This window comes from Streptomyces sp. NPDC050703 (genome assembly GCF_040654435.1).
GTDB lineage: Bacteria > Actinomycetota > Actinomycetes > Streptomycetales > Streptomycetaceae > Streptomyces.
On sequence record NZ_JBFAHX010000003.1, the window covers coordinates 108,760 to 121,249 of the forward strand.

Annotated in this window: 16 protein-coding genes; 3 read left to right on the top strand and 13 right to left on the bottom strand. The window is 68.2% G+C overall.

What is annotated here, in order from left to right; translation table 11 throughout:
* Positions 1-68 precede the first annotated feature (68 nt).
* From AB0I16_RS03705 to AB0I16_RS03750, 10 genes are all read right to left on the bottom strand, one after another.
* Positions 69-2,198 carry an FtsK/SpoIIIE domain-containing protein gene (locus AB0I16_RS03705; RefSeq protein WP_363247682.1) on the bottom strand — a complete coding sequence of 710 codons (2,130 nt, stop codon included), beginning with the start codon at positions 2,196-2,198 and terminating at the stop codon, positions 69-71.
* Positions 2,199-2,288: 90 nt separating this feature from the next.
* The gene (locus tag AB0I16_RS03710; protein ID WP_363247683.1) at positions 2,289-2,519 is read right to left on the bottom strand and encodes a hypothetical protein; all 231 of its coding nucleotides are present in this window, start codon (positions 2,517-2,519) and stop codon (positions 2,289-2,291) included.
* Positions 2,520-2,590: 71 nt separating this feature from the next.
* Entirely contained in the window at positions 2,591-2,761 is a 171-nt protein-coding gene (locus AB0I16_RS03715; RefSeq protein ID WP_363247684.1) for a pRL2-8, read from the bottom strand.
* 2 nt (positions 2,762-2,763) lie between these two features.
* The gene (locus AB0I16_RS03720; RefSeq protein ID WP_363247685.1) at positions 2,764-3,081 is read right to left on the bottom strand and encodes a hypothetical protein; all 318 of its coding nucleotides are present in this window, start codon (positions 3,079-3,081) and stop codon (positions 2,764-2,766) included.
* Complete coding sequence (locus tag AB0I16_RS03725) at positions 3,074-3,430, bottom strand: RRQRL motif-containing zinc-binding protein (protein ID WP_363247686.1); 357 nt, start codon at positions 3,428-3,430, stop codon at positions 3,074-3,076. Before AB0I16_RS03725 ends, AB0I16_RS03720 begins: the two co-directional genes overlap by 8 nt.
* The gene (locus tag AB0I16_RS03730; protein WP_363247687.1) at positions 3,430-4,326 is read right to left on the bottom strand and encodes a DUF2637 domain-containing protein; all 897 of its coding nucleotides are present in this window, start codon (positions 4,324-4,326) and stop codon (positions 3,430-3,432) included. The genes AB0I16_RS03725 and AB0I16_RS03730 overlap by 1 nt, the downstream gene beginning before the upstream one ends.
* Positions 4,323-4,523: a hypothetical protein gene (locus AB0I16_RS03735; protein WP_363247688.1), complete on the bottom strand. Its 201-nt coding sequence runs from the start codon at positions 4,521-4,523 to the stop codon at positions 4,323-4,325. The genes AB0I16_RS03730 and AB0I16_RS03735 overlap by 4 nt, the downstream gene beginning before the upstream one ends.
* A complete protein-coding gene (locus AB0I16_RS03740) occupies positions 4,520-4,978 on the bottom strand; it encodes a Pycsar system effector family protein (RefSeq protein WP_363247690.1) in 459 nt (152 codons plus the stop codon). Before AB0I16_RS03740 ends, AB0I16_RS03735 begins: the two co-directional genes overlap by 4 nt.
* Positions 4,975-5,241 carry a DUF6284 family protein gene (locus tag AB0I16_RS03745; RefSeq protein ID WP_363247691.1) on the bottom strand — a complete coding sequence of 89 codons (267 nt, stop codon included), beginning with the start codon at positions 5,239-5,241 and terminating at the stop codon, positions 4,975-4,977. The genes AB0I16_RS03740 and AB0I16_RS03745 overlap by 4 nt, the downstream gene beginning before the upstream one ends.
* A gap of 116 nt (positions 5,242-5,357) precedes the next feature.
* Positions 5,358-5,510 (bottom strand): hypothetical protein, encoded by a 153-nt coding sequence (locus tag AB0I16_RS03750; protein WP_363247692.1) that lies wholly within the window; start codon positions 5,508-5,510, stop codon positions 5,358-5,360.
* Between the two features lie 380 nt (positions 5,511-5,890).
* Here AB0I16_RS03750 and AB0I16_RS03755 point away from each other — a divergent pair, with 380 nt between their 5' ends.
* Both AB0I16_RS03755 and AB0I16_RS03760 read left to right on the top strand, forming a co-directional pair.
* The gene (locus tag AB0I16_RS03755) at positions 5,891-6,685 is read left to right on the top strand and encodes a GntR family transcriptional regulator (protein WP_363247693.1); all 795 of its coding nucleotides are present in this window, start codon (positions 5,891-5,893) and stop codon (positions 6,683-6,685) included.
* Entirely contained in the window at positions 6,682-7,347 is a 666-nt protein-coding gene (locus AB0I16_RS03760; protein ID WP_363247694.1) for a YdcF family protein, read from the top strand. Before AB0I16_RS03755 ends, AB0I16_RS03760 begins: the two co-directional genes overlap by 4 nt.
* Before the next feature lie 205 nt (positions 7,348-7,552).
* On the opposite strand, the gene AB0I16_RS03765 is transcribed toward AB0I16_RS03760, so the two are convergent.
* From AB0I16_RS03765 to AB0I16_RS03775, 3 genes are all read right to left on the bottom strand, one after another.
* Positions 7,553-8,995, bottom strand: a complete 1,443-nt coding sequence (locus tag AB0I16_RS03765; RefSeq protein ID WP_363247695.1) for a hypothetical protein — start codon at positions 8,993-8,995, stop codon at positions 7,553-7,555.
* A 2-nt stretch (positions 8,996-8,997) separates the two neighbouring features.
* Complete coding sequence (locus tag AB0I16_RS03770; RefSeq protein ID WP_363247696.1) at positions 8,998-9,564, bottom strand: hypothetical protein; 567 nt, start codon at positions 9,562-9,564, stop codon at positions 8,998-9,000.
* Between the two features lie 389 nt (positions 9,565-9,953).
* The gene (locus tag AB0I16_RS03775) at positions 9,954-11,396 is read right to left on the bottom strand and encodes an FAD-dependent oxidoreductase (protein ID WP_363247697.1); all 1,443 of its coding nucleotides are present in this window, start codon (positions 11,394-11,396) and stop codon (positions 9,954-9,956) included.
* A gap of 252 nt (positions 11,397-11,648) precedes the next feature.
* Here AB0I16_RS03775 and AB0I16_RS03780 point away from each other — a divergent pair, with 252 nt between their 5' ends.
* Positions 11,649-12,434, top strand: coding sequence for a thioredoxin domain-containing protein (locus tag AB0I16_RS03780; RefSeq protein WP_363247698.1), 786 nt, complete (start codon positions 11,649-11,651; stop codon positions 12,432-12,434).
* Positions 12,435-12,490 lie beyond the last annotated feature (56 nt).

Consider the following 12,490-nt stretch of genomic DNA (forward strand, 5'->3'; position numbering starts at 1 on the left):
ACGGTTGGGGGAGGGGTTTGGGGAGTTCTCCCCGCCTCCCCGGATGGGAAGGTGTTCGCTCCCCGCTGTCAGGCAGCGGAAGCGGAACCGTCACTGTCGCGGTCGGCGAGGGCCCGCAGGACGTGTTCGCGGTGGACGACCATGACCCCGTGCGACTTCTTGGGTTCCTCGCCGTGCTCCTCCAAGAGCCGCTTGAGGCGGTCGTTGGTCCACTGGTTGCCGTAGACCTTGGAGTCCAGCGCGTGCAGCCGCTTCAGTACCTCGGTAGTGCGCAGTCGGGCCGCGTCGCCGATGACAGCGGCGACGTCGGCGAGGGCGTCACGCTCCTCGCCGCGGTCGATGCCCTGCATGGTGGTGACGTCGCCGCGTAGGGCCTTGGCCCGCGCGGCGATCTCGGCGGCCGGTTCGTCGGCGATGAAGTGCGTGCGCACCGTGATGGATGCCTGCCCGGCGGGGATGGTGATGCCGTCGGAGGCGATGACGAGGGTGCCCTTGTCCAGCCCCTGGCGCAGCAGATGAGGGGCGGCGCCACCGTCCACGGCCTTGTCGCCCAACGCCATGCGGGCCTGGGATTCGGTGCCCAGCACGAGAGAGGCGCGGGTGTGGGCGCCCTCGCGGACGAGCTTGGGAAGGTTCTGGTCGGTGGGGTCCTGGGTGCCCTGCCACATCAGGACATCGACCGCGCGCCCCTGGTTGTGGATCTTGCGGACGGCCATGAAGTACCGGGAGGTGGCCTTGGAGCCGCCGTAGGGCCGCTTGTCCTCGCCGATGACCGGGCACATGAACGCCAACTGCGCCTCGTCCACGGTGACGATGAGCGGCGCGAAGATGAGGGCCGGATCGTTGCGGCGTGCCGCGATGCGGCGGTTCATCTCCTCCACCGCCTCCTCGACCATCTCGGTCGCCTGGATCACGTGGTCATCGGAAGGGCCCTCGATGAGGACTTGGGCGATGCCGTCGAACATGGCCCAGTCGCCGATGCCCTTCAGGTCCGCAATCCAGAACTGCACGGAGCGGTCCAGCGCCAGCCACAGCGCCAAAGCACGCAAGGCGGCGGTCTTGCCCTGGTTGGACAGGCCGGTCACCAACAGGTGGCGCTGGAACAGGCTGATCGTGGCCGCGTCGCCGCGCAGATCCTGCCCCCACGGCGCTTTGCCCTTGTAGTAGTCGGCGGTCATCGTCTCGTCGGTGACCAGCGGGGACGGGCCGATCGGTTCGTCCAGCGCGCCGGAATCGGCGATCCACAGCCGCACCGTGCGGGCCGCCTCGGGCAGGGTGATGAACACTTCGTGCTCATGCCGGGTCAGGTTCTCGGCGAGCTTGCGGCGCCGCTGCTGCACCTCCACCGTCGACACCCCAGAAGGCAAGGTCACATCGACTTCCACGCCGCATCCGGCGATCCGGATCGGACCGAGCATGGCGGCGCCGGCATCGCCCATCTCCTTGATGGCGTTCCGCAGCGCGGGTACGCCGAGGTCCCGCAGTGCCTTGACGACGATGGAGGGGGTGATGGGCTCGCCCTCACCGGAGCGGACGTTGGCGGGCAGCGCCCACACCGGGGCGGCCTGCTGCTTGCGGCCGACGGACCACAGGGCGAGCAGGGCGAGGAACGGGCCGATGGTGAGGGCGGGGCCCCATACGACCTGAACGATCCGGATGAGCAGGGCGATGAACTCGATCGTGGCGGCGAGCGGGGTGACGACGTCGGCAACTTCGCCGTTGTTGACGGCCATCACGACGCCGAGTTCGACCAGGGCGCCGATGCCCACCCCGGTGCCGACGGCGAGGCCCTTGGCGGCGTCGAGGGGGGAGTGCAGCAGGTCCATGCGGCGGCGGTGGCGGGCCTCGCGGAAGCGCTGCAGCCGCTCTTCCCACTCCTGGGCGACCTCGTAGTTTCCGGCCGCCTCGGCGGCGCGGAGCATCCGCTCGTAGCGGGAGCCGGTGCGGCCGTCCCAGGTTCGGCGGGCCACGATCCGCGTCCCGCCCACCACGTACATGCTGTGGCGGACCGCCGACCGGCCCGCCTCACGGGTGCGCTCATGGGTGGTGATGCGGCGCACGGCGCGGCCGGAGCGCACCCACAGCGGCACGGGGGCCGGGTCGGGGACCACGCTCAGCGTGGTCACGTTCTGGGTGGTGGTGGTGGTGTTGGCGGGCGGGTCGGGGGTCTTGTGCAGGGGAACGACGGTGCCGCTCATGAGGGAAGGCTCCTGCCTGCGCCGCAGGGGGCGCGAAGTATGAGGGGGCCGGAGTGGCCGGGCCCGTGGCGGGGCGGCCACCCCGGTGGGTCAGCGGGTGTGGCGGGCGCGGTTCTCGTTGTCGCTGAGCTGCGAGGGTTTGGTGCGCGGGCCGTCGACCCAGCAGAACGGGCGGGTACCGGCGGCGGCCGTGAAGACGCTGATGGCGGCACCGGTCGGGGCGGCGGGCAGCGGGTAGACGCGTGCGCCGGTGAGGGAGGCCAGCAGGCGGGCGCCGTGGTGCTCGCACGCGTCGGCCCCGCCACCGACCGCGTCCAGCACCCTCACCACCAACGGACCGACACAGAGCGTGGGGTCTTCCGAATGCGCGGCGGGGCAACGCGGGCCCATGCTCACCACCACCCCTTGCGCGCCTTGGGCGCGAGGGTGGGGTGGCCGTTGACCATGTGGTTCACGCAGTCGGGGCAGTCCTCGCGCGGCCCCAGGCGGCGGTGGATGCTCTTGTCGTGGGCGTGCTGCCAGCACTGCGGGCACTCCCCCGGAGGCGCGGGTTTGGCGGCCATGCTCACCACCACCCCGAGGACTTCTTTGCGGCCTTGGCCTTGGCGTTCTCGTTCACGATGCGCTGCCGCTCAGCCTGCAACGCGATGATCTCCGCGTTCAGCCGCATCTCGGCAGCGCTCCAGACGGTGTCGGCCCGGTTCTCCTCGCGGGTGGTGCTCTTGTGCCGCACCACCTTGACCGAACTGGAGGCGACGACGGAGAGGATGGCGCGACGCTCGCGGCCGTCCAGCGGCCACATCTGCCGCTGCTGCACGGCCTCAAGCTTGCGAGTAGCCGCCTGGATCTCGCGGTCCAGGCGGCGGGTGTCGGGCTTACCCATGGCAGGCACTCCTAGGGACGTCGGAGGGTTCGGGGTAGGCGCAGGGCACGCAGGTGCCGAGCGAGGCGGGGATGACGTAGCCCGCATCGCGCCCGCACTGCGGGCAGTGGCGGCGGGCTGCATTGGCCTTGGCCAGCGCCGCCCACCGCGCCTCGGTCATCGGCCGGACCGGTTGGGCGAGGTCGACGCGGTAGAGGTAGGCGACCAACGGGCCCCGGCGGCGGCGCGGCCGTTCAAGCTGCGCAGCCACGCACTGACCACCCGGACGCAGACCACGCGCCCGAAGCTGTCGGCGGGTGGCGTAGCCGTCCGGGGCCAGACGCCACCGGAACACCGGTAGCGCCCCCATCACGCGGCCTTGGCGGTGGCGGCGCGCTCGGCGAGCAGGGTGTCCCGCAGCGTCCGGGCGTTGGCCGGTGAGGTGTGGATGGCGCGGCGGATGCCCTCGCCGGTCACCTTCGCGTCCGGCCAACCGGCCGTCGCCGCCCGCGCCTCGGCGAGGAGCTGTTCCGGGGTGCGCTTGGGCCGGGTCGGCTTGGCCGCCTCGGGCACGCGGCCGGTGGCACGGCGCGGCCGGGTCGACTCCGCCGCCACCGCGCCCCGCTCGATCGGCGTGACCGGGGCCGGGTCGATCGAGTCGAGCGGCTTGACCGGCAGAGCCGACTTCAGGAAGCCCAGGGGCACCGGTCGGGGCAGTGCCACCGGGTTCGGGGGGAGCGGTGCGAGGGTCGATTCCGGCAGGTCAGCCGTAGACCGTTTCATGACGGTCTCGGTCGATTCCTCCGCATTCGCCTTTGAGGTCGATTGCTCGACCGGAGCGGGGCGGTGGTGGAGGACCTTGGCGACCAGATCGGAGCCGAAGTAGATCGACCCGACCGGAAGCGACGTGGCGAGCAGCACCAGGGCCCAGTTGGCGGGGTCCCAGTCGGCCAGCCGTCCCCAGTCAACCGTGCGGCCATGCAGCTCGGGCACGAGGCCGTGCACGTAGTTCAGGACGAGTGAGGCGAGCGTGTAGGTGCCCAGCACCCGCAGCGCGAACGTGCGGTCGCGTCCGGCGAGCACAAGGGTGGCGACCAGGGCGAGCGCCATGAGGCCATCGACCACGAACGGATACAGCGTCGCCGCCGTGGCGTCCGCCCCGACCGCGCCCGCGATGTCCCGCAACGCGTTCCACGAGACCCGGAACGCCATACAGACCACCGTGACCAGGGCGAGGACGAGGAGGGTCTTGCCGGGGCGGTTCATGCCGCACCGCCCGTCCGGCGCGCGCGGCGGCCGTGCAGCAGCCATCCGGCGACGTGCACCGCGGCCCCGCCGGCGAGAACGTACCGCCATACCGGCTCGTGCAGGCTGAGCAGGCACGCGGTGGCCGTCATCATGACCAGCGAGCCCAGCACCATGAAGGTGAGGGCCCATCCGGTGGGGGAAGGCGTGGCGCTCATGCCAGACCACCCCCGACCGCGATCAGCGCGGCGAGGATGAGCAGGGCCCCGCCCGCGCGGGTCAGGTCGACTGCCCGCTTCAGGCCGGTGAACTTCGTGACCGCGATCCGGGAGAGTTCCGCGATGTGCTGCGCGCGGCAGTCCTCGGCGAGCTGGGCGGTGATCTCCTCCGCGCTCAGCGTCGCCCACAGCGGGAAGCCGACCGGGCGGGCGCCGCCCAGGTTCGGGCGGACCGAGGACAGCAGCAGCCCCACCGCCCCGAGCAGCAGGCCCGTGCCGAAGCCGCCGACCGCGAGAGCGGGCGTCGGCAAGTTGGCGTCCTTGGCGAGCGTCCACGTGCCCGCCAGCAGCGCGCCCACGAAGGCCAGGAGCAGGCTGGTCTTGGTGTCGGTGCGGGCGATCTCGGCTTTGACCTCGGCGTGCGCGGCCGTCAGGTTCGCGTCGATGGCACTCACGCGCCCACCCCCGAAACACCGGAAGCGGACGTGTTGGCCAGGGCGCGGCGGGCGGCGAGCACCTTGCGGCGGGCCCGCCGGATGCGCCGCTCGTCCAGCTCGGACGGGACCCGGTCAAGCGTGATGATCTGCGCGTCGAGCAGCTCGATGCCCGCGAGGATCGCGGGCATCTCCGCCTCGATGGCGTCCAGCTCCGCGCTCGTCGGCTCCGCGAAGTCGGCGAACGCGGTAACAGCGTCCTGAACAGTAACGATGTGGTTCATGGGTCGTGTCTCCCTAGCAGTGGGTACGTCCCGACAGAGCCCCCGGAGTTGCACCTCCGGGGGCTCGCGCCGTTGTGGTGGGTAGGCCGCGCGGGGTCACGCGGCCCGAGCGGGTTCTACTTCTCGTCGCGGCCGGTCGCGGTGTAGGTGTTGCCGTTGCCGTCGGTGTGGGTCTGGCCCGGTTCGACGGTGAACGACTCGTCCACCTCCACGCCCTGTTCCTGCGGAGTGACCATCTCGTCGTCACGGAAGCCAAAAACGAGGCCCATCAGGACTCCTTGCGTAGATCACTGAAGTCGGTGAATTCCGGCTCCCCTCAGCGCCGCTCGTACGAGACGAGCGGCGGAGGCAACCGGCCGCAGCCGATGAGCTGCGGAAACGTCGATGCACGACTCTTCGCCGCGCGGTCCGCCTTTTCGACTCGGGGAGACGGGGCCCACCTATGCAGTTCTCAAAGGACGACCAGTTCGTGGCTCCTTGCGGTGGCGAGCTATCACGAACCGACGCAGCCGGAAGCAGCAATGAGGAGCCGCCTCCGCCTCGCTGTCCTAGGACTGCGAGCGGCTTGAGAAGACAATGCACTCACAGTCCCAGGACTGTCAACAGTCCTGGGACTGTGTTTCACTGGGAGCGTCGAGAGGAGTTCTGCGTGGCACCCAAGTGGCGAGAGCTGGCGGACCGGCTTGCCGAGCGGATCAGGAACGGCGAGTACGCCCCTGGCCAGCAGCTTCCGCACATCCGGGAGCTGGTGGAGGCGGGTGAGGGATCGAAGTCCACCGTTCATGCGGCGTACAAGGCTCTGGAGGCCGAAGGGCTGGTGATCTCGTCTCGCGGGCACGGCACCGTCGTGCGACAGCAGACCCCGTTGAAGCGGCTGGGTATCGCTCGGTACGACAAGGCCAAGTGGCGCGATGGCGACGAAGTCGCGTTCATCGCTGACCGAGTGGCATCGGGGCGCGCCTATCGCAGGAACGAGCAGACCCAGCAGGTCAGCCGCGTGAAAGCGCCGGCACCCGTAGCCGAAGCGCACGGGTTGCCCGACGGTGCTGAGGTCTATGCGCGTGCGCGCCTCGTGAAGGAGGGGGCGCAGCCGACCCACACGCTGACCAGCTACTACCGGCCCGAGCATGTCGAGGGGACGCGGTTGGTCGACCCGACCCCAGGCCCCGCGGGCCGGGGTGGCGGCTTCCGCGTGCTGTACGACGCTGGGTTCGAGATCGACCACATGAAGGAAGAGCTGTTCGCGCGTACCCCGACCGCGGACGAGGCTCAGCTCCTCCAGCTCTCGCCGGGGGAGTGGGTGGTGGAGCTGCACCGCACCACGTACACCGCAGACGGGACTGTGGTGGAGTACGCGATCGGGGTTCATGCGGCCACACGGTTCTCGTGGTCCTACGACTTCGAGGTGCCCGACTCGGCGAACGAGGAAGGCGAGAGCCAGTGATCTCTACGCAGGCGTGGGCGGATGCCCAACGGCTCTGGGACTTCCAGCAGATGGGCCACGAACCACGCCCCTGCTCCGTGGCAGTTGGTTTGGGCAGCCATGACTTGGGGGTGGCCGACACCACGGCCGACTTGTACCGGCGCGGGATGATGCCGGTCATCGTCTTCACGGGGGCGACGAGCCGCACGACGCGGGAGCGCATGCCTCGAGGTGAAGCCGATCACTATCGAGAGCGGGCGATCGAGCTTGGGGTGCCTGCGGGCACCATCCTCGTTGAGTCGCGTGCCCGGAACACGGGCGAAAACATCCGCTTCTCTCGCGCCCTGCTCGAAGAGCGGGGCATTCCTGTGTCGTCGGCCCTGTTGGTCAGCAAGCCGTATGAGGAACGGCGGGCGTACGCCACGGCGAGGAAGCTATGGCCCGAAGTCGAGTGGGTGAGTGCGTCAACGCCCATGGCGTTTGCGGAGTACGTCGATGCCATCGGGGACCCGCATCTCGTCATCGACATGTTGGTCGGAGCTCAACAGAGGCTCATGGTGTACCCGCGCCAGGGGTTCATGATCGAGCAGGCGGTCTCGGAGGACGTCGAAGCTGCCTATGAGCGACTATGCGCCGCAGGCTTCACTAGCCGACTCTTGGCGGACAGCGTGACCCGAGGTTGACTAACGTCGCCGTTTCTCGGCGCGGCGCATATTTCCTTGCTCAATCAGGGCGCCGGGCTGCGCTCTGCTCCGTGGGCGGGCCCCGGGGACCGGCCTAGGGGACAAGGCAATGCCGCAGGCGGACGCCATGAATCGCGCCCACTTCACGGTGGGTGTGGGTCGATGGCAGATGGTCGGGGCTCGGACGATTTTTGGTTGAGAAAGGCTAGTCAGCAGGCATCTCAAACCGATATCCCAGCACTTTGGTGGCGATTTCTGTCAGCTTATCGACAGAAACACCATTATCGGACGTCGCTGCCCATGTACTGAAGTCGGCAGAGACCCTCGGAGCGCCTTCATGATCCGACGCGGCGATCTCCACCCTCGGCACATGAAAATCATCTTGGATGTTCGAAGTAATAGACTGAACATCCCGATAGACATCAGCTTGACGCTCCCCCGTAACCTGAACCCGCCTGACCAAACCGTCGAGTGTGACCCCTGTCAGATGGAACCCCTGGAGGCATTCCTCAATGTCAGCCCACCGGGCCGGCGGGTTGTCCTCACGAGTTCGAATGCGACGCCGATCGGCTGTCACCATTACTCGATACTGCCCCATGATGAGATTGAGCATTCGCGCACGAATTTCCCATCTCCTTGCGGAATTGTCCGCCGCCTCATCGCGATCAGGTTCAACGTTGTAGGACAGCGCTGCACGCAGAGCCAGCCAGGAGTCCTTGTTCGGCTCAACGAGACGAGTTAGATCGATTCCCTGGAGGTCACTGGAGATACTCTCCAGAAGCTCAAGCGTCACCATTGACCCCAAGTGGCGCCAGTAACGTGGATTGCTAGTAACGTCGTCTCGCCTCAATAGATAAGGCAGCATTACCCGCAATTCACTTTCCGAGAGCCGGCCACGAATCAACTCATCTTCGGATGGATCAACCATCTGCGCCTGTTCAATGAGGCTGACATCTCCCGTCAGCCCCATTTGCATGATCTGTGCCGCTCTTTCCAGGCGGGTAGCCGCCTCCCCACGGAAGAGGCTTCGGACAGCACCGCTGAACTCTTGCAGCTCGCTGATTTCGGTCTCCCTGGTGCGTCCGCGCACCCGCCCCCTCAGTTCATGCGCCGTCTCGGTAGTCAAGAGGCCACGGCCGCCGCGCATAACGCTTGTTCGCACGAGGTTAAGCAGCGGGGATCCGCGCCGGTGATGCAGATCTGAGACGTCATCCATTTCCCCCGGAGTTGGCTCGGCTCCCGTAGACCTGATCTCATCCAAAGCTGGAACGTCGGTCACCAAGACTTCGCCAGCCTCTTCGATCTCCTGCCGGACAGTCGCAATCTCTTCTGCGACATCACTACCCTTGAGAGCCAGCAAAACTGGTGACCCTTGGGCTAGCGCTTGTACATCTCGGCCTACATTGGCCGCTCGAAGGCTGAACCGAAGAAAAACGTCACGCTCCTGCTTACGGCTCCCCTCACCCCACGTCATAACCAAATCAGGTACGAACGTGTGGTTGAAATATCCGGTATTCTCGATCTTAACTGCCGGATCCAGAGCGGAAATCTCGTACATCAGAACGCTCTTGACTCCACGGATCAAATCGTCACCGTTATGCGCGCCGAGAGCCTCATGAATGGCTGAACGCATGGTTTCGTTGATCACCGTCAGGCTCCTTTGCGCTTAAGAGCGCCCTGCACCGTATAGAGCTCTTCGCGAGTCAGAAGCAACTGCTCCTGCCGCTTGCTAACCATCATCAACCATAGGCGACTCGTGAGGAGATCCACGATATCGTCATCGATATCATACCCGCCAAGGCTTTCCTCATGCACCGCGAGCGCACTCTTGATTTCGCTCTTAGTGGTGAGGTTTACCCACTTGGTTTGACTAAACGGGTGCCATGTCACCCACATGAATTCGCGCTTGCGGTCAATTCCATCACGAATATCACGAGCTGTGGCACTGTATGCATTTGCGAGATATTCGGTGTACTCTTCCGGTTGCTTGCCAACTACATTATATGCTTTCACTTCGACAAAAAGTGGCCGTTTAGTGGCGATAATATGCCCCGCCAGATCGAAGCGTTTTATTTTATTGTCAAGTCGAATCACGGTGGTCTGCTCCGGGCACTCGTACACATCGAACGGCAGTTCGATATGCGTCGTGCTCTCAAGGCACTGCTTCGCGAGGAGGACACCAGCCTCCCCTTCCCTGTGTGAGGACTCAGCCACCATGCGTACAGAGTAGTGACCGGGGGGCCTGCTCGACGAGGCTTTCGACCTCCTGCACGGCGTACCCACGTGGCGCAGGCAGGCACTTCAGCATCAACGATCGGGCCGGTCGAACGGCTGGATCAGAGGGCGTGGTCTCAATCGCGGTCTCAATCGCCACTCATTCCGGGGTGGTCCGCCGTTGCCCGGCAGCGTCCGGCAACCCTTCTGACCAGGAACGCGAGCCCCAACGTGGACGCCCGTGGACGCTCGTAGACCGAGATCGGACAACTTGTAATGCGTAGGTCGTCGGTTCGAATCCGACAGGGGGCTCCGCGCTTGACCTGCTGTGACGGCCCCGTGATCTCCGGATCGCGGGGCCGTCGCGCGTGGGCGGCGGGGTCCTCGTGCCGTCAGTGGCGGCCCGCCACGCGGTCCGCCCACCGGGCCAGGCGCGAGGAGTCGGCGGTGTGGGTGGTGCTCTCCCTGCGGTCGGCCGCGTGGTAGGTGGCGTACATGCCGTGGACGCCCAGCCAGCGCAGGGGCTCCGGTTCCCACTTGCGGACCTTGTGGTTCACCCAGGGCAGGGCGGTCAGGTCGGTGGGGCCCGCCTGGCCCGAGTCCTGCTGGACCAGGTCGCGCAGGGTGCGGGCGGCGAGGTTCGCCGTGGCCACGCCCGAGCCGACGTAGCCGCCCGCCCAGCCGAGGCCCGTCGCGCGGTCCAGGGTGACCGTCGCGCACCAGTCGCGGGGGACGCCGAGGACGCCCGACCAGGCGTGCGCCACCGGGACGCCCGCGAGTTGCGGGAAGAGGCGGGTCAGGATGGTGCGCAGCGCCTCGACCGTGGGCCGCTGGGTGCGGCCGTCGTTGTCCGTCTTCGAGCCGAAGCGGTACGGGACGCCCCGGCCGCCCAGCGCTATGCGGCCGTCGGCGGTGCGCTGGGCGTACATGTAGGCGTGGGCCATGTCGCCGAGGGTCTCCCGGCCCTCCCAGCCGATCGACTCCCACTGGGACGGTGACAGGGGCGCCGTCGCGATCATCGAGGAGTTCATGGGGAGCCAGGTGCGGCGCTGGCCCTTGAGGGAGGCCGTGAAGCCCTCCGTGCAGCGCAGGACGTAGGGGGCGCGGACGGTGCCGTAGGGGGTGACGGCGTGCTTGGGCCTGATCTCCGTGACGGGCGTCGACTCGTGGATCGTGACGCCGAGCGCCTCGACCGCCGCGGCCAGGCCCTTGACCAGCTTCGCCGGGTGCAGGCGGGCGCCGTGCGGGGTCCAGGTGGAGCCGACCACGCCGGAGACGCGGACCCGTTCGGCGCTCTCGCGCGCGCCCAGCAGGAGGCGGTCCTTCTCGCCGTACGTGAGCTCGGCCGCGTGGAAGGCCCTGAGGCGGGCCAGCTGGGCGGGCGTGTACGCGACCTCCAGTACGCCCCCGTGGTGGACGTCCGCCTCGATCGACTCCTCGGCGGCGGCGCGGATCACCTCGTCCACCGTCTCGTTCATGGCCCGCTGGAGGCGGACCGCCGCCTCGTGGCCGTGCCGCCGGGCGTAGCGGTCGCGTCCCGCGATGCCGTTGTAGAGCCAGCCGCCGTTGCGGCCGGAGGCGCCGTAGCCGCAGAACCTCTGCTCCAGGACGGTGATGCGCAGGAAGGGGGCGGCCTTCTTCAGGTAGTACGCGGTCCACAGGCCGGTGTAGCCGCCGCCGACGACGCAGACGTCCGCCGTGGTGTCGGAGGCCAGGGGTTCGCGCGTGGCGGGCAGGCCGTCGTCCGCGTACCAGAACGATATGCCGCCGTTCACCGTGTCCGCGGGGCCCGGTGGGGGAGGCGTGGGGCTCGTCGTGTGGGTCGTGCTGCTCATGGGCGGACGTTACTGCGCAGGTGGGGGCCGTGGGCAGGGGTCGGAGGGGAGATGCGGGGCGGGGGCCGCGGCGGGGCGTGGGGCGGATCGTGCGGCGCGGCGGGCGCGGGATAGATTTTGCTGCTTCGGACAGCACGTGTCGTACGTGTCGCATGTGCCGCACGTGTCGCATGTGCCGCACGGGTTCGCATACGTGCGGCACGGGTTCGCACACGTGCCGCACGGGTTCGCACGAGGGGAAGGGCTCAACTCATGGCCGTACACAAGGCCGGACGCAAGGCCGGGCGCGTCGCCACCGCGGTGGCCGCGGCGGCGCTGATCGGGGTGGCCGCGTCCGCCTGTGGTCCCGACGACGGCGACGGCGGCACGGGGAGGTCCTCCTCGGCGGCGCCGGGGAAGTCCGGTGAGTCGCGGGACCCCGCGGCCGGCGCCCCCGAGGCGAAGGCACCGCCCGCGGGCAGCGACCGGCTCGCCGACGTGCCCGCCTCGGTCAAGGGCGGCGTGATCACCGTGGGCGACCCGAAGGCCGGGCACACGGTCAAGATCTACGAGGACGCGCGCTGCCCGTTCTGCGGCAAGTTCGAGGAGGGCGGGGCGCAGGCGCTGGTCGGGCCGGTGGCCGAGGGCAAGGTCAAGGTCGAGTACACGATCGCCTCGTTCCTCGACAAGAACCTCGGCGGCAGCGGCTCGGTGCAGGCGGCGAACGCGCTGCGGGCCGCGGTGGACGCGGGCAAGTTCCCGCAGTACCACGCCGCCGTCTTCGCCAACCAGTCCGCGGAGGAGAGCGACGACGCCTTCACCCCGGCGTTCCTGCTGAAGATCGCCGACAAGGTCGACGGGCTGCGGGGCGACGCCTTCGACAAGGCGGTGACCGACGGCACGTACGAGAAGTGGGTCGGTGAGGCCATGGACTCCTTCTCGAAGGACGGCATCCAGGGCACGCCCACCGTCTTCATCGACGGCAAGAAGCCGGCGGGCGACGCGATCTACGAGCGAGCGGCGTTCGCCGAGGAGCTCAAGGCCGCCGGGATCTCCTGACGGACGGGTACTCGCCGCGTCCCTGAAGGAAAGTGGCGTGCGGGGGACTCGGGCCC